The following is a 21528-nucleotide window of genomic DNA, read 5'->3' as shown; positions in this document are numbered from 1 at the left end:
TTTTCCAAAAACATATCTGCATTGCCGTCACGTCGTCGGCGAATGCGTACAAGGGTTTACCCGGTGCAGGGTAAATGCGGCGGTTTAAAGGGACGTAAATCGCCTGTTAATAAAAAGCCCGCCATGAGGCGGGCTTTATCAAATTGTCGATGGATTATTCGCCGCGCGGCTTCTTGCTGTAGCCGCCTTCGGATTTCCGTGGGCCCTTCTTGAAGCCGTCGCCGCGAGGCTTGTCACCCCAGGACTTCTCGCCACGCGGCTTGTCGCCCCACGATTTTTCACCATAAGACTTTTCACCACGTGGCTTGTCGCCCCAAGGCTTGTCTCCGCGCGGCTTGTCGCCCCACGACTTTTCGCCATAAGACTTTTCACCGCGCGGCTTGAAGCTCTTGCCTTCACGGCGTCCGGCATCTTCGCCAGCACCGGCAACGGCAGGGCGGATCACCAGACCCTTTTCGCCCGTGCCGCGTTCGGCAACAGACTGACGGAATTCTTCAGCCTTCGTTGCGGCGATTTCAAAACGGGTTTCGCCGTCGAGAATCTTGATCGAACCAACATCGCGCTTCGATACGTCGCCTGCCTTGCAGATCAGCGGCAGCAGCCACTTTGGATCGGCGCGGTGCTTGCGACCGGCGGAAACCGAGAACCAGACGCCGTCGAAATGCGCATTGCGGTCGAAGCGTTCGCCCGGCTCGCCGCGTTCTCCGCGATCAAAACGGTCGTTACGCTCGAAACGATCGCCACGGTCAGAACGCTCGCGCGGCTTCTTGCCGCCAACCGGATGAACCGGTGCGTCCGACACTTCTTCCGGTGCAGGCGCCAGCGACAATTCGCGATTGAGATAAGCGGCTGCAAGCTGTTCCGGCGTATAACGCTCCAGAAGTGCCTTCAGCACGTCCTGATGTTCTTCCTCGACCGGCTGGCCGAAGGCCTCGGAATTGAGAATGCGCTCGTTGTTCTTGGCCTGAACAGCCGCAATGCCCGGCGCAGGAATGGTCTGCGCATCGAGCTTTGCCATATGCAGAAGGCGCTCTGCAGAACGGCGGCGCGAGAACGGCACGACCAGCACGCAGGTGCCCTTGCGACCGGCGCGACCGGTACGGCCCGAACGGTGCAGCATGGTTTCAGGATTGTTGGGCAGATCGGCATGGACAACCAGATCGAGATTCGGCAGATCGATACCGCGTGCGGCAACGTCGGTCGCCACGCAAACGCGGGCGCGACCGTCGCGCATGGCCTGCAGCGCGTTGTTGCGCTCGGCCTGGCTCAGTTCGCCCGACAGGGCCACCACTGCAAAGCCGCGATTGGAAAGGCGGCTTGCCATATGCTTCACTGCTTCACGGGTCGAGCAGAAGATGATCGAGTTCTGTGAATCATAATAAAGCAGTGTGTTGATGATCGCGTGGTCGCGCTCATGCGGCGGAACCGGCATGGCGACATAATCGATATCGGCGTGCTGGCTGGTTTCGCTCTGCACGGTGAGGCGCAGCGCATTGTTCTGGAAACGCTTGGCCAGCTGGGCGATGGGCTTCGGCACGGTTGCCGAGAACATCAGCGTGCGGCGGTCTTCCGGCGCTTCACCGAGGATGAATTCGAGGTCTTCGCGGAAGCCCATATCGAGCATTTCGTCGGCTTCGTCGAGCACGACAACACGCAGCTGCGACATGTCCAGCGCGGAGCGGGTGATATGGTCGCGCAGGCGGCCCGGCGTACCAACGACAATATGGCTGCCGCGTTCAAGCGCGCGGCGCTCGGTGCGGATATCCATGCCGCCAACGCAGGATGCGATGCGCGCGCCGGTGTCGGCATAAAGCCATTCCAGCTCGCGGCGCACCTGAAGCGCCAGTTCGCGCGTCGGCGCGATGATCATGGCAAGCGGTGCACCCGGTTCGCCGAAGCGAAGCTCGTCTTCCAGAATGGTGTTGGCCATGGAGAGGCCGAAGGCAACGGTCTTGCCGGAGCCGGTCTGGGCGGAAACGAGAAGGTCGGAATCAAGGGTTTCAGGTGCCAATACGGCGTTCTGAACGGCGGTGAGGGTGTTATAACCGCGAGCGGCAAGAGCTCCGGACAGTGCCGGAGCGATGGTTTCGGGCAGAGACATGGACAACTTTCACAAAAGCTTCACAAGTCGCAAACCCATTGGCCGTAAACCTAACGTTCACGGCTCCCCTGGCGACCACCGAAGCAACAGAATTGCCGCTTCCCTATAGGGTTAAGATCGTCAGGTCAACCGGGCGAGGCCTTAATGGGCCTCATCCCAGTTATGCGCTGCACGCGCATCAACATGCAGCGGAACCGTCAGAGACACTGCCGGAAGGGCCGCATTCTCCATGATATGCCGCACCAGCGGAATGGTTTTTTCCACTTCATTTTCAGGCACTTCGAAGATCAATTCATCGTGCACCTGCAGCAACATACGGGCAGCAAGTTTTTCGTTTTCAAGCGCATCTTCCATGCGAATCATGGCGCGGCGGATAATATCTGCCGCCGAACCCTGAATGGGCGCATTGATGGCAGCACGTTCGTTGAAGGCGCGGACCTGCGGGTTGGAGGCGCGAATATCGGGATAATGGGCGCGGCGACCGAAAATGGTTTCGACATAGCCATGCTCACGCGCGAAAGCCTTGGTGGCTTCCATATAATCCTTGATGCCGGGGAACCGCTCGAAATAGGTGCGGATATATTGCCCGGCTTCCTCACGCGGGATGGAAAGCTGGTTGGCGAGGCCGAAGGCGGAAATGCCATAGATGATGCCGAAATTGATCGCCTTGGCGCGGCGACGCACTTCCGACGGCATGCCTTCCACCGGCACGCCGAACATTTCCGATGCGGTCATGGCATGAATATCGACGCCATCTGCGAAAGCCTGCTTCAATTGCGCAATATCGGCCACATGGGCCAGCACACGCAGTTCGATCTGGCTGTAATCGGCGGAGATCAGCTTGTTGCCCGGTTCCGCGATGAAGGCCGTCCGGATCTTGCGACCTTCGGCGGTGCGCACCGGAATGTTCTGCAAATTCGGCTCCGATGAGGAGAGGCGACCCGTCGAGGTGGACGCCATTGCATAGGATGTGTGGACGCGCTTGGTCTGCGGATGGATGAAGCCGGGCAGCGCATCCGTATAAGTCGATTTCAGCTTGGTCAGCTGACGCCAGTCGACGATCTTGCGCGGCAGTGCATGGCCTTCGGCGGCCAGATCTTCGAGCACCTGCGCCGAGGTGGACCATTGGCCGGTCTTGGTTTTGGAAGCGCCGGGCAGGCCCATCTTGCCGAACAGAATATCGCCAAGCTGCTTGGGCGAACCGATGGTGAATTTTTCACCAGCCAGTTCGTAGATTTCGTCTTCGTAACCGGCGGCAGCCTGTGCCAGATCGCCGGACAGGCGCGACAGAACCTGACGATCCACGGAAATGCCGCGCTCTTCCATGCGGGCCAGCACATCAACCAATGGGCGTTCAAGCCGTTCATAGACTGACATGAGACCTTCCGCCGCCAGACGCGGTTTCAGGACTTGCCACAGACGCAGCGTCACATCGGCATCTTCGGCTGCGTAGGCCGTCGCACGGTCGATATCGACCATGTCGAAAGTCACGGCGTTTTTGCCGCTGCCCGCCACATCCTTGTAGGCAATTGGCGTATGGCCCAGCCAGCGCTCCGAAAGCGGGTCCATGCCATGGCTGCCCGTGCCAGCGTCGAGCACATAGGAAATCAGCATCGTGTCGTCGAAGGAGACGGTGTTGACGCCGTGACGGCGCATGACCAGCCAGTCATATTTCATGTTCTGCGCGATCTTGAGCACGGAGGCGTCCTCAAGAACGGCTTTCAGCGCTTCAAGCGCCTGATCGAGCGGTATCTGCCCCTCGACCATGCCGCCGCCGAGCAGGTCGCCCTGACCGGATTTGTGCTGAAGCGGAATATAGGCGGCCTTGATCTCTTTGCTGTTCTGGGGAACGAGCGCCAGCGAGAAGCCGATCAACTCGGCCTGCATCGGATCAAGCGAATTGGTTTCCGTGTCAAAAGCCACGAGGCCGGTTTCGACAGCCTCAGTCAGCCAGAGCTTCAACGTGGCGATATCGCGAATGCAGGTATAGGCACTGGTGTCGATCTTCTGTGCGGTGGCTTCTGCAGCGCGCTTGTCCGCCAGCGCTTTCGGCGTGTAGCCATCGACAGCCGGGGTAGCAGCAGATGGTGCAGTGGCGTCGGTGCCGGTTGCAGCCATGTCCGCAGCCTTGGCTGGCACATCGACATCGGGACCATGCGCATCCGCGCCCCATTCGGTTTCGACATGGCACGGCTCGACGGCAGAAGCATCCGTATCGGTCGCTTCGGCAACGCGGCGGGTCAGCGAGGTGAATTCCATGGCCTTGAGGAAGCCGATCAGCTTCGGGCCATTTTGCGGTTCGAGAACCAGAGCGTCCAGATCGACATCCAGCGGCACATCGGTCTTGAGCGTAACCAGCTCGCGCGAAATCTTGGTCTGGTCTGCGAAGGCTATAATGTTCTCGCGGCGCTTGTTCTGCTTGATTTCCGAGGCGCGGGCCAGAAGCGTGTCGAGATCGCCGAATTCTTCCAGCAATTGCGCTGCCGTCTTGGGGCCGATGCCCGGAATGCCCGGCACATTATCCGTGCTGTCGCCGGTCAGCGATTGCAGGTCGATCATCTTTTCCGGCGGCACGCCCCATTTTTCGATCACTTCCGGGATCGAAATCTGCTTGTCCTTCATGCTGTCATACATGGACACACTTGGCGTCACGAGCTGCATCAGGTCCTTGTCGGAGGAGACGATGGTGACATCGCCGCCCGCTTGTTCAGCAAGGCGCGCATAGGTCGCGATCAGGTCATCGGCTTCGAAACCGGCCTTTTCGACACAGGGCAGGTTGAAGGCGCGGGTCGCCTGACGGATCAGGCCGAATTGCGGAACAAGGTCTTCCGGCGGGGCGGTGCGATTGGCTTTGTATTCAGGATAAAGCTCGTTGCGGAACGTCTTCGACGAATAGTCGAAAATTACCGCGAAATGGGTCGGCACCACACCGACATCGGTGTTGCGCGCATCTTTCAGCAGCTTCCACAACATGTTGCAGAAGCCTGATACAGCGCCCACCGGCAAGCCGTCGGTCTTGCGGGTCAGCGGGGGAAGGGCGTGATAGGCGCGGAAAATATAACCCGAGCCGTCAACGAGAAAGAGATGATCGCCTTTTTTCATGGCTTCTTTTTATCCTTCCGCACTTTCGGACGCAAAACCGTTTCGCATTTTTGCTGAATTGTTCCGGGAACAGGAGGCCAGGAACAGGAGGCCAAGAACTAAAGGAAAGCAGCCGCAAAGGGAACCGGCTCCGTGTCAGGAGAAACAATGATCCACGCGAAAGAAATCCATCACGGTAAGATAACGAGTTTGTTACAGATTTGTAATCTTCCGTGCCCTTGAATAGCCACGATTGAAAACCAAATTTTAGTCATCGACAGTTCGTCGGTCGCCGGTTTTCTGACCCGTCCCCCGTTGGATGCCGGATGCTAGCGGCAGCCTCATTCCCCTCTCCGGGCTGCCGCTTTGAGTGTAGTGATATGGCCGCTGTGGTATCCCCTCACCGCAGCGGCCAAATCATATCCGGGCCACCTTTTCCCTCATGCTTTCGGACAGTTTTTCTCAGGCGAGAAATCCCGGCTGCCATCCGGTTTGAACACTTTCGGGTTCGGATCGTAAAAGGGGCCGACGACGAGCGGTTCCGCCGGTAATATGGTCTGGTCTTCACTGGAAACGACGGTGGTTGCAAGTGTCTGCAACAGGTCTCCATTCCTTGCGGTCACGCGAATGGAAACATCATAGGGCTTGTCCTTGACGATGCAGTGCAAAGGCTCGGTCTCCAGCGAAAGCTGGTCCTGATTGGGAAAGACTTTCCGGTCGACCACGACTGGCGCGCCCTGCGCGGGATTGTCGAAGGCCGCAGTAACCGTCGCTCCTTCTTCCACCGGACCGATCTTGCGCAGCGTGACCAGAAAGGTTGCGCGGGCAATGCGATAATTGAAGACTACGAGCCGCCCCGAAATTTCGTAAGGCCCGGTCGTCTTTTCACGCTGGCATGCCGCCAGCAGCGGAAAAGCGAGCGCGATTGCGACGAGCTGTTTCACATCTCTACCTCCCGATTGCGATAATAGTGGCGGCTGGCCTTGGCCCGGTTGCCGCAGACGGTCATGTCACACCAGACGCGACTGCGATTGCGGCTCTGATCGAGGAAAAGCCAGCCGCAATTGGCGCAGATTTTCAGGCGATCCGCATCGGCTCCCGACTGGCATTTTCCCATCAGCCGGAGTGCCGAATGTGCGGCAGCTATCTCCAGCGCTGAAGGCGATGTGGTGTGGCGCAGCACATCGGCTATGCATTCGAGAAGATCGGCCAGCAGCCGGTCATCGGCTTGCGCACGAACGAATGCGCGAAAATAGCCATCGATGGCTTCTCGCAAGGACAGAAAACGGCGCAGATTTTCCGGCTCGACCGGGACAAGCGACAAAGGCAGGTCTTTCTCTGCGCAGAACGTTGCCGCCGCGTGCGCAAAGCTTTTCAGATTAGCCGGCTCTGCAAAGCGATCCACGCTGCGCGCGGCGTCGCCGCGCAGAATAACGCTATTGGCAATATCCAGCGCCAATGCGCCGCCGGAAAAACGATGCGGGGTCCAGGAAAAGCTCATAGCACATTATAACTGGTAAAAGTGATTTTGACAGTTATAATCTGGACAGTGTAGCGAGGGCGTATCCATGGCCTACCTCTTGCAGCAATTCGCCAATGCGGTGCCGCTGGCGGCGACCTATGCCATGCTGGCATTCGGCTATGCGCTGAGCTTCGCCGTCCTCAAGCGCGCAGATATCAGCTATGGCGCGCTGGTGGCCTTTTCCGGCCAGCTTCTTCTCATCTTCACGGCATTTGGCTGGAGCAGGCTCTGGTTGGTTTTGCCCGCCGCGATTGGCGTCGGTATAGCCGGGGCGCTGTTTTATACGCTTGCCGCCGGGGCAGTGATTGCAGGTCTCGTCATGCGACCGCTCAGTCGGGCGTCGCCCAATATGGCAATGGTGGCGGCGTTGGGCGTGGCCGTGGTGCTGATGGAAAGCGTTCGTCTCGCCGCTGGATCGCGGAACCTTTGGCTGCCGCCCTTGTTGCAGGACAAGATCACCTTCTGGGGCGAGGGCGACAAGGCGGTCGTGCTGACCACGATGCAGATCATCAATACGGTTGTGATGGCATCCATCGTACTGATCGGCAGCTTCGCCTTGCAGCGCAGCCGTTTTGGCCGCAACTGGCGGGCGGTCCGCGACGATGTGCTGGCGGCGCAGCTTTGCGGGGTCAATGCAGGGCGGGTCTTCCTTGCAGCCTATATGGGCGCGGTGCTGATTGCCGCCTTGTCCGGCATTTTGATGACCGCCTATTACGGCACGATGAGTTCCGGCGATGGGCTGCTGCTTGGCCTCAAGATATTGATGATTGGCGCAGTGGGCGGCTATTTCTCGCCGCTTGCTTCGGCAGGCGGTGCGGCCCTTTTGGCTTTTGCCGAAACATTCTGGACAGCCTTTGCGCCGCTTGTCTGGCGCGAACCGGCAATATTCGCACTGCTGGTCTTTCTCCTGAGCGTCAGCCGTCGCGAAAGTCTTTCACCCTGACAAAGGCCTTCAATTTGCGGTAATCACTTGCGAATTGGGTTTCCAGCGGGAAGTGCTGGTTGTACTGTGCCGCCAGTTTACGTTTCGACTCGTCAGGAAGTTTCCATGTCCCAGCAACCGTCTGCGCAATCGCTCGACAAAGTACTCAGCCACCTCGACGCCAATCTTGATAACAGCCTCGAACGCCTGTTCGAACTGCTGCGGATCAAGTCGATTTCGACAGACCCGGCCTACAAGGCCGACTGCCGCAGGGCTGCGGAATGGCTGGTGGCTGATCTGAAGACGATTGGCTTTGACGCCAGCGTGCGCGACACGCCGGGCCATCCGATGGTGGTTGCGCATCATGACGGCGCCACGCCCGATGCGCCGCATGTGCTCTTCTACGGTCACTATGATGTGCAGCCGGTCGACCCGCTCAACCTGTGGGAAAACGATCCTTTCGATCCTGCGATCAAGGATGTCGACGATGCCTCGAATGGGGGTCGCAAAATCCTGACCGGTCGCGGCACGTCCGATGACAAGGGCCAGTTGATGACCTTTGTGGAAGCCTGCCGCGCCTATAAGACGATCAATGGCAATCTGCCCGTCAAGGTGACGCTGCTGTTCGAAGGCGAGGAAGAATCCGGTTCGCCGTCGCTGAAGCCGTTCCTCGATGCAAACAAGGCGGAACTGAAAGCCGATGTGGCGCTGGTCTGCGACACCTCCATGTGGGACACGGAAACGCCTGCCATCAGCGTCGGGCTGCGCGGTCTGGTTGGCGAGGAAATCGTCATCAAGGCTGCCGACCGTGATCTGCATTCCGGCTTTTTCGGTGGCGCTGCGGCCAATCCGATCCATATTCTGAGCAAGATTCTGGCCGACCTGCATGACGAAACCGGACGCATCACCGTTCCGGGCTTCTATGAAGGCGTGGAAGAAACCCCGTCGCAAATCCTGCAATCCTGGGAAGGTCTCGGCCGCACGGCGGAAAACTTCCTCGGACCTATTGGCCTTTCCATTCCATCCGGCGAAAAGGGCCGCAGCGTTCTGGAACTCACCTGGGCGCGCCCGACGGCGGAAGTGAACGGCATTATCGGCGGCTATACCGGCGAGGGTTTCAAGACTGTTATCGCAGCGCAAGCTTCTGCCAAGGTCTCGTTCCGTCTCGTTCATAAACAGGATCCGGTGAAAATCCGCGAGGCCTTCCGCGCTTTTGTGCAGGAACGTCTTCCAGCCGATTGTTCGGTGGAGTTCCACCCGCATGGCGGTTCGCCAGCGATCCAGCTGCCTTATGATTCACCACTGGTTTCCAAGGCCAAGGACGCGTTGTCCGACGAATGGCCGAAGCCAGCCGTACTGATTGCCATGGGCGGCTCGATCCCGATTGTCGGCGATTTCGACACGTTCCTCGGCATGGAATCGCTTCTGGTCGGCTTCGGTCTCGAAGATGACCGCATCCATTCGCCCAATGAAAAATACGAGCTGAACTCCTTCCACAAAGGGCAACGCTCATGGGCTCGGATTATGGCGGCTATCTCCGCCAAGTAGGGCCCGCATTACGGCGGCAACTGCCGCGAAACAAGGACAACTGAATGACCATCCGTTTTCATAAAAACGATCTGCCGAACCTCGATCATTATCAGGTCGATGCGGTCGCCATCGATACCGAGACGCTGGGGCTGAACCCGCATCGCGACCGGCTCTGCGTGGTGCAGATTTCACCCGGCGACGGCACGGCGGACGTGATCCAGATTGAAGCCGGTCAGAAGAAGGCACCCAATCTGGTCAAGCTTCTGAAAGATCGCTCGATCACCAAGATCTTCCATTTTGGCCGGTTCGATCTGGCGGTGCTGGCCCATGCTTTCGGCACCATGCCGCAGCCGGTCTTCTGCACCAAGATCGCATCGAAGCTCACCCGCACCTATACGGACCGTCACGGTCTCAAGGAACTGTGCAACGAGCTTCTGGATGTTTCGATCTCCAAGCAGCAGCAGTCATCCGACTGGGCAGCAGAAATTCTCTCGCAGGCGCAGCTCGAATATGCCGCTTCCGACGTGCTTTACCTGCATCGCCTGAAGGCTGTTCTGGAACAGCGTCTTGAGCGTGATGGCCGCGCGAAACAGGCTGAAGCCTGCTTCAAATTCCTGCCGACCCGTTCGGAACTCGATCTGATGGGCTGGCCGGAAGACGATATTTTCGCGCATAGCTAAGGCTGGGCGTCAGGCCACGTATTATGATGTTTCGAACCGGCGTGTCAGCTTGGCGCGTCGGTTCGACATTTCAGCTATTGTTTAATGATGTAGCTATTTGGTCTAATTTTTATGTACAGCGCCGATGTAGCACATTTGCTTCAAACCCGGGATTAGTTTGTCGCATTCCTTTGTGCAGCTTTTATAATCAGAAGATATAATGCATGCATTAGCATAACTGATACTGGCTGCGCTGATAATTCCGGCAATGGCTAAGTTGATAAAAATCTTCATTGTAAGATCCATCTCAAAAAGTAAAAATAACTCTTCATATTAAAAGAGTTTCTATAGGCTACAATGTAATTATGAAGTTTTTATGAAATAAAAATACAGTATTTTGTAGGTAATATTTCAATAGCTTGTTTTATGTTTTAATTTTTGAATATTATGTCGCAAAGTTTACTGTTTTCTTTTGCTCGCTATTGTCAATGTAAGCCCATGCCGGGCGGCGGAACAGAAACTGTCCATAGCCGGTCCATTGAATAAGCCCATAAAGAATGACTGGCCCGACCACGCCGGATGCGGTGGTCAAAAGCGATACGGTGCCGATATCGATGAAGCCGAATTTCAGCAGCACTGTGCGCGCAATGGCCATCGGCAGGAAGAAGGCCAGATAGATCACAATCGAATGTGCGCCGAGCCAGCTCAGTGCCCGATGCAGCCAGTATCGCGCAGGCAGCAGGCTTAAGAGCGAGGAGGTCGAAATGATCGCCAGCGCGCCGACCAGTCCCAGCAGAAGCGAAATAATGGGCAGATCGCTGACAGCGCCGCGCCCGTTCAGAAGATCGTTTGCCGGAGCGATCAGCGAAGAGAGGCTTTCCGGCACCGGCATGAAAACAAGCTTGTATTCGACAAGGGCCCAGATGAGCAGCCCGGCCATGCCGACGAGCGGGCGCTGGCGCAGCCAGTCAGCGATCTTGAAGATGGCCGGTGCGAAGGCATAGCCGGCGAAGAAATAAACGAAACGCGAGCAGAATTCGTCAATCATTACCCAGCCTGTATGCACAGGCAGGATTTCCAGCACGGCCAGCACGGTAAAGGTCACGCCCACCGGCACGCGCTTCAAAAGCCGTGTCGCGATAAAGAAGACGGGCAGGATATAAATGAACCAGAGCGTCCCGAATGGCTCAAGGAAGGCCATGAGATAGGCCTGCACGACGCCCGAAACCCCAGCTTCGCTGGCAATGCCTGGCGCCTTGAAGGCAAACTGGATCGTCAGCCACAGAATGTAGAAATACAGGAAATGCACGACTTTGCGGTCGAGATAACGCCGCCATGGCCGGTCAATGACAAGACTGAGAAACAGTCCGGAAATCATGAAGAAATCCGGCATGCGGAACGGCTTGGCGAAGGCGACCACATAATGCATCCAGCCTTCAGCGCCTGCTGCCTTTTCGACACCGAGCGTGGAATGCATCATGACGACGAAGATAATGCAGATGCCCTTGGCAATATCGACCCAGTCGATCCGTTCGCTGCTGCCTGCTATCCGCATATCTGCCTCCCACCCATTAAGCCCGACTTTCTATAGCTTGATTGGATCGGGATTAATATAGCGCGCAGGTCTTGCGGCATTTTGGGCAGTTATTGCCCAATTTTTAACTATAGGAGGTGGTTTCACGGCTTCGTGTACGGCATTTTGCAGATTTCTCTTGCTGTGGCCCCGCTGCTACAGACTTTTGTGAGCAATCGCTTATATTGAAGGCAAGCTTGGTTCAGTAAATTTCCTTCAGGAGGTTCATCATGAAGCTCAAGACGCTTCTTCTCGCATCCACCGTCGCCCTCGTTGCTGCCACCGGCGCAAAGGCTGCTGACGCGGTTATCGAACAAGAGCCAGCACCTGTTGTCGTTGCTCCGACGTTTACCTGGAACGGTGCCTATATCGGTGGCCAGGTTGGCTACGGCTGGGGCAAGGCCGACTTCAGCGGCGACGTTTTCACCAATGACAGCGTGAAGCCGGATGGTTTCCTCGGCGGTCTCTATGCCGGTTACAACTTCGATCTGGGCAACAATGTTGTTCTCGGTATCGACGGTGACATCACCTATAACGACCTGTCGAAGGGCATCCGCGTTTATGACGGCGACCTCGAGGTTGGTTCGTTTGAAAACAAGCTGCGCTGGTCGGGTGCCGTTCGTGCCCGCGCTGGTTACGCCTTTGACCGCTTCCTGCCTTACATCGCTGGCGGTGTGGCATTCGGCGATGTCAAGAACAGCGGCACGATCGACGGTATCGGCTTCTCTGAGAGCAAGACGCTCACGGGTTGGACCATTGGCGGCGGTGTGGACTATGCCGCAACCGACAATCTGATCGTTCGTCTTGAATATCGCTACACCGATTACGGCGACAAGAACATCGACTTCGGTGGCCTCAGCGTCAAGAACGACTTCAAGACCAACGAAGTTCGTCTGGGCGTTGCCTACAAGTTCTGATCCTTCGTTGAAGGATTGCATGAGAAAGGCCCCGCAATGCGGGGCCTTTCTTTTTGCCGCGGCCAATCCGCCGGTTCGCAAACAGCAGACAAATAAAAAGGCCTCTGCGAACAGAGGCCTTTTTTGTGGTGGTGCAGAACTGGATCAGACGTCCAGATTGGCAACGCTTAGCGCGTTTTCCTGAATGAATTCGCGGCGCGGTTCCACTTCGTCGCCCATCAGGCGCGAGAAGAGCGAGTCCGCGTCGGTCGCGTCGGTCACCTTGACCTGCAGGAGCGAACGCACATTCGGGTCCAGCGTGGTTTCCCAAAGCTGCTCGGCGTTCATTTCGCCCAAGCCTTTGTAACGCTGTAGCGTCAGACCCTTGCGGCCGGTCGCGAAAATGGCGTCAAGCAGCGCCATCGGACCGGACAGGGTGTCCGACTTGTCCTTGCGGCGCAGCACTGGCGGCTCACCGAAAGTCTCGGCAATACGGCCTGCCACGCGGTCGATCTGGCGGGCATCGGCGGAGCCAAGCAGCGCCATGTCGAGAATGGCAGCGTCCTTGACGCCGCGCACCATGCGCTCGAAGCGATAGCCACCGTCTTCCATGACATGGCCAGTCCAGCCGCGCTCTGTTTCTTCCGAAATCATGTCGAGGCGCGTTGCAACCGTATCGGCGGAGCGTTGTGCCGTTGCATTGTCCTTCGATGCGTCCGGGTTGAGCAGACCGGCAATCGCCGCCTGTTCGACGACGCGACGGTCGTAGCGCGTATGCAGGCCATGCAGAAGCTGGCGCAGCGTGCGCGCATCGTCGACGACGGCGCGCAGATCAGGACCGGCGCGCACTTCGCCGCTCGCCATTTCAAGGGCCGCTTCTTCAAGGCCGGTCTCGATGAGGAAGTCTTCGAAGGCGGCTTCGTTCTTGATGTATTGCGAGGACTTGCCGCGCGATACCTTATAAAGCGGCGGCTGCGCGATATAGATGTGGCCGCGCTCGATCAGTTCCGGCATCTGGCGGAAGAAGAAGGTGAGCAGCAGCGTGCGAATATGCGCACCGTCGACGTCAGCATCGGTCATGATGATGATCTTGTGGTAACGCAGCTTGTCGGCGTTGAAGCCGTGCGTCTCATCCTTGCCGATCGACGTGCCGAGCGCCGTGATCAGCGTGCCCACCTGATCGGAAGACAACATACGGTCGAAGCGAACGCGTTCCACGTTCAGGATCTTGCCGCGCAGCGGCAGGATCGCCTGGTTCTGGCGCGAGCGGCCGCTTTTCGCGGAGCCGCCTGCCGAGTCACCTTCGACGATGAAGATTTCAGACTTGGCCGGATCGCGCTCCTGGCAATCGGCAAGCTTGCCCGGCAGCGAGGTCACGCTCAGCGTGCTCTTGCGGGTGATGTCGCGGGCCTTGCGTGCAGCTTCGCGGGCGGCGGCGGCCTGAATGACCTTCTCGACCACGGCCTTGCCCTGCGCCGGATGCTCTTCAAGCCAGATCGACAGCGCTTCGTTGACGAGGCTTTCGACCACCGGGCGCACTTCCGACGAAACCAGCTTGTCCTTGGTCTGCGACGAGAACTTCGGGTCCGGCACCTTGACGGAAAGCACGGCGGTCAGGCCTTCGCGGCAATCGTCGCCGGTGAGCTGCACCTTTTCCTTCTTGGTCATGCCCGACGCATCGGCATAGCCCGTGACCTGACGGGTCAGGGCGCCGCGGAAACCGGCCAGATGCGTACCGCCATCGCGCTGCGGAATGTTGTTGGTGAAGCACAGCACCTTTTCGTGGTAGGAATCGTTCCACCACATGGCGACTTCCACCGTCATGCCGTCTTTTTCGCTGCGGATATAAACCGGCTCGTCGATCAGCGGCTTCTTGCTTTGATCGATATATTTCACAAATTCGACCAGACCGCCGTCGTAATGCAGCTCGTGTTCCTTGGCGTCCGCGTGACGGTTGTCCGTCAGCTTGATGCGCACACCGGAATTGAGGAAGGCCAGTTCGCGCAGGCGGCGTTCCAGCGTGTCATAGTCGAATTCGACCATGCTGAAGGTCTCAGTCGAAGGCAGGAAAGTCACGGAAGTGCCGGTCTCGCCATCGGCCACATCGCCCGTCACCGCCAGCGGCGCATCGGCGACGCCGTGGGTAAAGCTCATTTCGTGAACTTTGCCATAGCGGCGGATCTTCAGCTTCAGCCAGACCGAAAGCGCATTGACCACCGAAACGCCCACGCCGTGCAGACCGCCGGAAACCTTGTAGGAGTTCTGGTCGAACTTGCCGCCCGCATGGAGCTGGGTCATGATGACCTCGGCAGCCGAAACGCCTTCTTCCTTGTGGATGTCGGTCGGAATGCCACGACCATTATCGGTCACGGTGCAGGAGCCGTCGGCATTGAGCGTCACGGTGACGAGCGTGGCATGGCCTGCCAGCGCTTCGTCGATGGCATTGTCCACGACTTCATAAACCATGTGATGCAGGCCGGAGCCGTCATCCGTGTCACCGATATACATGCCCGGACGCTTGCGAACGGCATCCAGACCTTTCAGAACACGAATGGAATCCGCGCCATATTCGGCGGGGGCTTCGGAATTCATCTCGGGCGTCTCGCTCATGAAAATCTTTCGAAAACGTGCTGCGGATGCAGCCTTGAAGCCTGCTGCAATTGCAGCATCAAAAATACTGTCGAATCACACGACAAACATGGCTTTAATATAGGCGCTAACGGCATATTTTCCAAATTTTCGAGGCAAATTTACCGGGGATTCCGGTCGTTTGAGTGCATCTCCACCGCATATGACGAAACTGGGTACGGATCGGCTTCTGGAAGCGCCACAATTGGCCCTTATATGTCATGAAGCAGGGTATTGGGCGGGTGTTCGAAACCCGATAGATGCGAGGAGCGCCTGATGGAAACAGCGACGATGATACCGGAAGCGCTCAAGCCCTTCGTGCCGCCAGCGCCGCGCCCGCGCGAAAAGCCGGTCGGTCGTTTCGAGATGATGCGCGTGGTTTACAAAAACCCGCTCGAGCTATGGGGCGAGCCATCCTACAATGAGCGGTGGATTTCCGTCAGCTGGTTCGGCCTCAAGACCATCATCGCCAATGATCCCGGATTGATCCGTCATGTGCTGGTGGATAATGCCGCCAATTATCCCATGTCCGCCATCCGCCAGCGCGTGCTGCGTCCGCTGCTGCGCGACGGTCTCCTGACGGCTGAGGGGCAGGTGTGGAAGCGCTCGCGCAAAGCCATGGCGCCGGTCTTCACGCCGCGTCATATCGGCGGTTTTGCGGAAGCCATGCGCGACCGTTCACGCCTGTTCGTGGAACGCTACAAGACCAGCGGCATGATCACCGATATCGCCCATGACATGACGTTGTTGACCTACGACATTCTGGCCGAAACGCTGTTTTCCGGCGAGATCGCAGGCGATCCCAATGATTTCGCGCGTCAGATCGACAAGCTGTTCGAAACCATGGGTCGCGTCGATCCCTTTGACTTGCTTGGACTGCCCGACTGGCTGCCACGTCTCACGCGTTTGCGCGGCCAGCAGTCGCTGGGCTTTTTCCGCGCGCTTGTCTCGGACACGATTGCCATGCGCAAGGCGCGTATGGACAAGGGCGAGGCGGTGCCGAGCGATTTCCTGACGCTGCTTTTGCGTGCCGAAGGTCCGGAGGGCCTGAGCCGTTCCGAGATCGAAGACAACATCATCACCTTCATTGGTGCCGGTCACGAAACGACAGCGCGGGCGCTTGGCTGGACGCTTTATCTGCTCGCCAAGGCCCCCGAAGAACGCGAACGGGTTGAGGCGGAAATCGACACTTTCTTCGAAAAGGGCGGGCGCGATCTGCCGCCGCATGAGTGGCTGGCCAGCCTGCCTTTCACGCGCGCCGCTTTCGAAGAGGCGATGCGCCTTTATCCGCCCGCGCCATCGATCAATCGTGAGGCGGCGGAAAATGATCGCTATGGCGATCTGGAAATACCGAAAGGCGCCACCGTTCTGGTCATGCCATGGGTGATCCATCGTCACCGGCTCTATTGGGATCAGCCGGATGCTTTCATGCCGCAGCGCTTCTGGCCGGAAAACCGCGACCGGCTCGACCGTTTCCAGTATCTGCCGTTCGGCGCTGGCGCACGTGTCTGCATCGGGGCCAGCTTTGCCTTGCAGGAAGCGGTGATTGCGCTGGCGACCATGCTCGACGGTCATCGCTTCGATGTGCTGGAGACAACAAAGCCGTGGCCGGTGCAAAAGCTCACCACGCAGCCGCAAGGCGGTCTGCCGATGAAGGTGATCCGGCGATACTGATTCTGGCGGGGAATTTCCAACCTATTCAATTGGGTTTGCTAAACACAAATCGCTAAATCCAGAAAATCGAGCGAAACAAACTCATATCCAGCTGCTGCGCTGGTGGTTTTTATCGCACTTCTGCTGACGTGATACGCATTCAAAACACCTTTATTGATGTTTGGCTTGTTTATATGAACTTCGTCATTCTTAAAAAATAGTTTGGTTTCTTCGTAGAAATTATTATAGTAATGCGGATAATTTGTTTTGTAGGATAGGTATTTATTAATTTCATTGTTAATATTATATCTAGAATTTATTTCTTGCGTTCTTGGTAACACACCACAGTATCTTGCTATCTTATCTAAAAATTCATCATGTAGGTCTCTTATAAATATTGCACTATGAGTGTCAATTTTTATTTTGTATAGATACGGTTTATTGAAGTTTCCGATTATGCCTTCATCATTAAAAATGCTCTCCCTATCTGAAAATATGCGTCTTTTAATTTCCGAGTTTGTACTTAAGAACCTGACTGTGTCATTTATTATATAGTTTTCAACTCCATTTTTTGTCGCTGATGCAAACACCGTATTGGAGCCGAAAAGTTTTGGTGTCGTCACAAAGCGTCCATATTCTCCGACGTTATGGACGCCCTTTCTCGCAACCTCATTTGGACGGCGCACATCAAATCGATAGGCTGCAACTGGAAAAGCTTCCACTTCAAAGCTTCTGTGTCTTGAAGAGGGCGATGGCCAATATGGATCGTAATCAAAATCAAGCATTTCTTTATCCTGTTCTATAAAAGTATACAGGATAAAGCAATATATACACTTGATTGAACTGTTTTAGCTTACAGCCTTTCCGCATGCCAGCGAAGATGGTCATCCATGAATGTCGAAATGAAGAAATAGGAATGATCGTAGCCCTCACGCATATTGAGCGTGAGCGGAATGCCAGCCTTTTTGCAGGCTTCTTCCAGCAGCCACGGGCGCAGGCCGTCATTCAGGAAACCGTCTGCGGTGCCCTGATCAACGAGAAACGCCGGAAACTTGTAGCCATCCTCGATCAGCAGCGAGGCATCATAGGGACGCCATGCGCGTTCTTCCGGCCCGAGATATTTTTCCAGCGCCGGTTTCGACCAACCGGCTGTCGACGGCTGCACGATGGGCGCGAAAGCCGAGGCCGACTTGAACCGGTCGGGATTTTTCAGCGCAATCGTCAGCGCGCCATGGCCGCCCATGGAATGGCCGGTAATGGCCTGCCGCGCCATATCGAGCGGAAATTCAGCGGCAACCAGTTCGGTCAGTTCCTGCGTGATATAGCTGTACATCTGGTAGTTCCTGGCGAAAGGCTCCTGCGTCGCGTCGACGTAAAAGCCTGCACCCTTGCCAAACTGCCAGTTATCCGGCTCATCCGGAACGTCATCGCCGCGCGGGCTCACATCGGGGCAAATAACGGCAATTCCCAGTTCTGCGGCCAATTGCCGATATTCGCCTTTGTCCATCACGTTTTGATGTGTGCAGGTCAGCCCGGATAGATACCAGAGCACAGGCACTGGTCCGTTTGCAGCCTGTGGCGGCAGGAAGACGGCAAAGGTCATGTCGCACTGGGTGGTTTCGCTTTTGTGCCGATAGACGCCTTGTGTTCCGCCAAAGCACTTCGCAGTCGAAATCGTTTCCAGGGTCGTTGTCATAAGAATTCCAGTTCCTGATTTATGCGCAGATTGGGCAACATCAGCTGCCGAGCGCTACGGCGGCATTGACCGCTGCCGCGACGAGAATGGTGTTGAAGAAATAGGATACCACGCTGTGCAGCAGCGTCAGCCGCCGCATGGCGGTGGTGGTGATGCCCGTATCCGAGGTTTGGGCGGTCATGCCGATGACATAGGCGTAATAGGCAAAGTCCCAACCCGATGGTTCCGGCGTGCCGGGAAAGTCGAAGCCGCCGCGATAGCGGCTGGCATGGCTGCTGTCGTCGCCCGCCGGATCACGCGGCTGCCAATAGGCATGGGCGTAATGAATGGCCGTCAGCATGTGAATGGTTGCCCAGCCGAGCGGCACCGATGCAAGTGTGGTCACCAGCGTGAAACTGTCGGCCTGCGGGTGCCTGTTGATCACGATGAACAGCGACACAACCGCAACGATGACAGTTGCGAAAGTCACCAGAAAGATGATCCATGCCGGCTCATCGGTGCTGGCTGCGTGCTTTTTGAGAAATGCTGCCGTGAGCTTCGGCATCACGGTCAGGGTGAGTGCCAGATAAAGCACGAAGAATGTGTTTGCGCCGATGACCGGCGCAAGCGGGCTTTTCAGAAGCCAGGAGACGATAAAGGCTGCCGCGCCGCCGATAGCCGCGAGATAGAAGGACATATGGCGGCGCAGCAGGAACATTAGTTGCTCTTTCTTTGCGGTTGCAGCCGCATGTCCACATGCGGGATGCCGTCTTCCAGATATTCGTCCGAAATGGCTTCGAAACCGAATGAGCCATAGAATTTCTGCAAGTGGCTCTGGCCGCCCAGCTCGATGGCGATGCCGGGAAAGCGCTCTTCCGAAAAAGCAATTGCTTCCTGCATCAGCCTTCGGCCGAGCTGGTAGCCCCGGTAATCCGGGGCCACGACCACACGTCCAATCTTGGCGGGTTTGCCTTCGCTTTCCGGCGGCAGAACCCGCAACGCGGCTGCAAGTTCTTCACCGTCAAGAATGCGCAGGTGGTAAGCGCCAATGTCCTTGCCGTCGATTTCCGGATAGGGGCATTTCTGCTCCACCACGAAAATATCCACGCGCAATTTCAGCAGCGCATAAAGTGCGCGCGGGGTAAAATCGTCCAGCTCGTCCCAGCGGGATATCAGCGTCTTTTCGCCCATCAGTAGACAATCACCGAACGGATCGACTTGCCTTCATGCATCAGGTCGAAAGCCGTGTTGATTTCATCCAGCGGCATGGTGTGGGTGATCAGATCGTCAATGTTGATCTTGCCGTCCATGTACCAGTCGACAATCTTCGGCACGTCGGTGCGACCGCGTGCGCCACCGAAGGCGGTGCCTTTCCAGACCCGGCCCGTGACCAGCTGGAACGGACGCGTGGCGATTTCCTTGCCTGCTTCGGCAACGCCGATGATGATGGATTCACCCCAGCCGCGATGGCAGCATTCCAGCGCCTGACGCATGACATCGGTGTTGCCGGTTGCGTCGAAGGAATAGTCCGCGCCGCCATCGGTCAGGTCCTGAATGGCCTGCACCACCTTGTCATTGCCCACTTCACGCGGGTTGACGAAGTCGGTCATGCCGAACTTCTTCGCCATTTCGACCTTGGACGGGTTGATATCCACGCCGATGATCTTGTCAGCGCCGACCATGCGTGCGCCCTGAATGACATTGAGGCCGATGCCGCCGAGGCCGAACACCACGACATTCGAACCCGGACGAACCTTTGCCGTGTAGATCACTGCGCCGATGCCGGTGGTGACGCCGCAGCCGATATAGCAGATCTTGTCGAATGGCGCGTCTTCACGCACCTTGGCGACCGCGATTTCCGGCAGAACGGTGAAGTTCGAGAAGGTCGAGCAGCCCATATAATGGAACACTTCGCCGCCATCGCAGGAAAAGCGCGTGGTCTTGTCGGGCATCAGGCCCTGGCCCTGGGTCGCGCGGATCGAGGTGCAGAGGTTCGAGCGCTGCGACAGGCAGGTTTTGCACTGGCGGCATTCCGGTGTGTAAAGCGGGATCACGTGGTCGCCCGGCTTGACGGAGGTTACGCCTGCGCCGACTTCGCGCACGATGCCTGCACCTTCATGGCCGAGAATGGCCGGGAACTTGCCTTCGGAATCGAGGCCCGACAGCGTATAGGCGTCGGTGTGGCACACGCCGGTCGCCATGATTTCGACCAGCACTTCGCCAGCCCGTGGTCCGCCAATTTCGACGGTTTCGATGGTGAGAGGCTTCTTTGCCTCCCAGGCAACGGCTGCACGTGATTTCATGACGATGTTCCTTCTGGATATGGAGCACATCCCCGAAAATTGTGAAACTATCTTCGGACAAGATGGGCTCAAAAACAAATAGTTAGTTCGGTTTGGCGTCCTATTTCAGATAGGTGCGCAAAATTTGCATGATTTGATCGATCTCGGCATCCGGGTCTGTTGCGACGTCGCGCACAATGGTCTCACGCGCTTGCCCGAATGTCTCGCGGAAGTGACTTTCCAGAACTTCCGCCATCAGGCCATTGGCCGCGCCGCGCAAGGCTGCAATCTGCTGCAACAGCGCTGCACATTCTGTGCCCGCTTCCACGGCGCGTTCGAGCGCTTCCGCCTGTCCACGGATGCGGCGAAGGCGCGTCAGCGCACGCTTTTTATCTTCCGGTGAATGCGGCATGAAACCTCTCGATCTTGCGGAAACCTATATACTATGGGGGAGTATGTCAATTGCTCCTGAACTGGCTTCTGCAAGAATGGTTTTCTCTGCAATTGGCACGGCCCGGATTTTAAGCCTCAAGCCTGAGATGCAGCAGCGGATAAGGCCGTCCCTGATCATCGGTTTCCGAGCGACCTGTCTCGACAAAGCCCAGATGGCGATAAAAGCCCACGCCTTGCGTGTTCTGCTCGTTCACATCGACGGTCAGCGCGCCGCGTTGTTTGGCGTGCGCAATCATATATTTGCCAATGCCCTTGCCGCGCTGGTCGGGCGAAATGAACAGGCTGTCGATATTGTTATCGGTCATGCCCATGAAGCCTATCGGTTTGCCGTCGTTTTCAATGACATCGACTTCCACATTCGGCAGATATTGCTCGCCGACCAGCTTTTCGATTTCCCGGAAGTCGTCGGGGCTCAGAAAGTCATGCGTGGCGCGCACATTGGCCCGCCAGATTTCGGTGAGAGCAGGCGCGTCGGCTGGAATGGATTTTCGGATATGGATCATCTCTGTTCCTTGTGTGATAAGCACTAAACTGACGCATTATCTTACGGAAA

General features: G+C 57.1%; 18 protein-coding genes. 5 read left to right on the top strand and 13 right to left on the bottom strand.

Features of this window, described 5'->3' with window-relative positions; genetic code table 11:
* Positions 1 to 154 precede the first annotated feature (154 nt).
* The 4 genes from FGI60_RS03215 to FGI60_RS03195 form a co-directional block, all read right to left on the bottom strand.
* A complete protein-coding gene (locus FGI60_RS03215; protein ID WP_138783926.1) occupies positions 155 to 2101 on the bottom strand; it encodes a DEAD/DEAH box helicase in 1947 nt (648 codons plus the stop codon).
* A gap of 141 nt (positions 2102 to 2242) precedes the next feature.
* Positions 2243 to 5203, bottom strand: coding sequence for a DNA polymerase I (polA, locus tag FGI60_RS03210; RefSeq protein ID WP_138783925.1), 2961 nt, complete (start codon positions 5201 to 5203; stop codon positions 2243 to 2245).
* 419 nt (positions 5204 to 5622) lie between these two features.
* Positions 5623 to 6126 (bottom strand): hypothetical protein, encoded by a 504-nt coding sequence (locus FGI60_RS03200; protein ID WP_138783924.1) that lies wholly within the window; start codon positions 6124 to 6126, stop codon positions 5623 to 5625.
* The gene (locus FGI60_RS03195; RefSeq protein ID WP_138783923.1) at positions 6123 to 6683 is read right to left on the bottom strand and encodes a CGNR zinc finger domain-containing protein; all 561 of its coding nucleotides are present in this window, start codon (positions 6681 to 6683) and stop codon (positions 6123 to 6125) included. The genes FGI60_RS03200 and FGI60_RS03195 overlap by 4 nt, the downstream gene beginning before the upstream one ends.
* A gap of 67 nt (positions 6684 to 6750) precedes the next feature.
* On the opposite strand from FGI60_RS03195, the gene FGI60_RS03190 reads away from it, so the two are divergent.
* The 3 genes from FGI60_RS03190 (at position 6751) to FGI60_RS03180 (ending at position 9836) form a co-directional block, all read left to right on the top strand.
* The gene (locus FGI60_RS03190) at positions 6751 to 7647 is read left to right on the top strand and encodes a branched-chain amino acid ABC transporter permease (protein ID WP_138783922.1); all 897 of its coding nucleotides are present in this window, start codon (positions 6751 to 6753) and stop codon (positions 7645 to 7647) included.
* 105 nt (positions 7648 to 7752) lie between these two features.
* The gene (locus tag FGI60_RS03185) at positions 7753 to 9174 is read left to right on the top strand and encodes a dipeptidase (RefSeq protein WP_138783921.1); all 1422 of its coding nucleotides are present in this window, start codon (positions 7753 to 7755) and stop codon (positions 9172 to 9174) included.
* A gap of 44 nt (positions 9175 to 9218) precedes the next feature.
* Positions 9219 to 9836, top strand: coding sequence for a ribonuclease D (locus FGI60_RS03180; RefSeq protein WP_078339667.1), 618 nt, complete (start codon positions 9219 to 9221; stop codon positions 9834 to 9836).
* 424 nt (positions 9837 to 10260) lie between these two features.
* Here the strand turns inward: FGI60_RS03180 and FGI60_RS03175 are convergent, their stop codons facing one another.
* Entirely contained in the window at positions 10261 to 11370 is a 1110-nt protein-coding gene (locus FGI60_RS03175) for an acyltransferase family protein (RefSeq protein ID WP_138783920.1), read from the bottom strand.
* Between the two features lie 248 nt (positions 11371 to 11618).
* Between FGI60_RS03175 and FGI60_RS03170 the strand changes: the two genes are divergently transcribed.
* Positions 11619 to 12305: an outer membrane protein gene (locus FGI60_RS03170; RefSeq protein ID WP_138783919.1), complete on the top strand. Its 687-nt coding sequence runs from the start codon at positions 11619 to 11621 to the stop codon at positions 12303 to 12305.
* A 144-nt stretch (positions 12306 to 12449) separates the two neighbouring features.
* Here FGI60_RS03170 and gyrB read toward each other — a convergent pair whose 3' ends face one another.
* Entirely contained in the window at positions 12450 to 14894 is a 2445-nt protein-coding gene (gene gyrB, locus FGI60_RS03165; protein WP_138783918.1) for a DNA topoisomerase (ATP-hydrolyzing) subunit B, read from the bottom strand.
* Between the two features lie 294 nt (positions 14895 to 15188).
* Here gyrB and FGI60_RS03160 point away from each other — a divergent pair, with 294 nt between their 5' ends.
* Complete coding sequence (locus tag FGI60_RS03160; RefSeq protein WP_138783917.1) at positions 15189 to 16586, top strand: cytochrome P450; 1398 nt, start codon at positions 15189 to 15191, stop codon at positions 16584 to 16586.
* Positions 16587 to 16624: 38 nt separating this feature from the next.
* Here FGI60_RS03160 and FGI60_RS03155 read toward each other — a convergent pair whose 3' ends face one another.
* The 7 genes from FGI60_RS03155 to FGI60_RS03125 form a co-directional block, all read right to left on the bottom strand.
* Positions 16625 to 17350, bottom strand: a complete 726-nt coding sequence (locus tag FGI60_RS03155) for a hypothetical protein (protein ID WP_138783916.1) — start codon at positions 17348 to 17350, stop codon at positions 16625 to 16627.
* A gap of 68 nt (positions 17351 to 17418) precedes the next feature.
* A complete protein-coding gene (gene fghA / locus FGI60_RS03150) occupies positions 17419 to 18249 on the bottom strand; it encodes an S-formylglutathione hydrolase (protein ID WP_138784227.1) in 831 nt (276 codons plus the stop codon).
* Between the two features lie 52 nt (positions 18250 to 18301).
* A complete protein-coding gene (locus tag FGI60_RS03145) occupies positions 18302 to 18958 on the bottom strand; it encodes a DUF1345 domain-containing protein (RefSeq protein ID WP_138783915.1) in 657 nt (218 codons plus the stop codon).
* Complete coding sequence (locus FGI60_RS03140; protein ID WP_138783914.1) at positions 18958 to 19431, bottom strand: GNAT family N-acetyltransferase; 474 nt, start codon at positions 19429 to 19431, stop codon at positions 18958 to 18960. The genes FGI60_RS03145 and FGI60_RS03140 overlap by 1 nt, the downstream gene beginning before the upstream one ends.
* Positions 19431 to 20543 (bottom strand): S-(hydroxymethyl)glutathione dehydrogenase/class III alcohol dehydrogenase, encoded by a 1113-nt coding sequence (locus tag FGI60_RS03135; protein ID WP_078339660.1) that lies wholly within the window; start codon positions 20541 to 20543, stop codon positions 19431 to 19433. Before FGI60_RS03135 ends, FGI60_RS03140 begins: the two co-directional genes overlap by 1 nt.
* 100 nt (positions 20544 to 20643) lie before the next feature.
* Positions 20644 to 20934: a metal/formaldehyde-sensitive transcriptional repressor gene (locus FGI60_RS03130; protein WP_078339659.1), complete on the bottom strand. Its 291-nt coding sequence runs from the start codon at positions 20932 to 20934 to the stop codon at positions 20644 to 20646.
* 109 nt (positions 20935 to 21043) lie between these two features.
* Entirely contained in the window at positions 21044 to 21478 is a 435-nt protein-coding gene (locus FGI60_RS03125) for an acetyltransferase (protein ID WP_138783913.1), read from the bottom strand.
* Between the last annotated feature and the right edge of the window lie 50 nt (positions 21479 to 21528).

This window comes from Brucella haematophila (assembly GCF_005938105.1).
Lineage (GTDB): Bacteria > Pseudomonadota > Alphaproteobacteria > Rhizobiales > Rhizobiaceae > Brucella > Brucella haematophila.
This window is presented reverse-complemented; position numbering and strand designations above follow the sequence as displayed.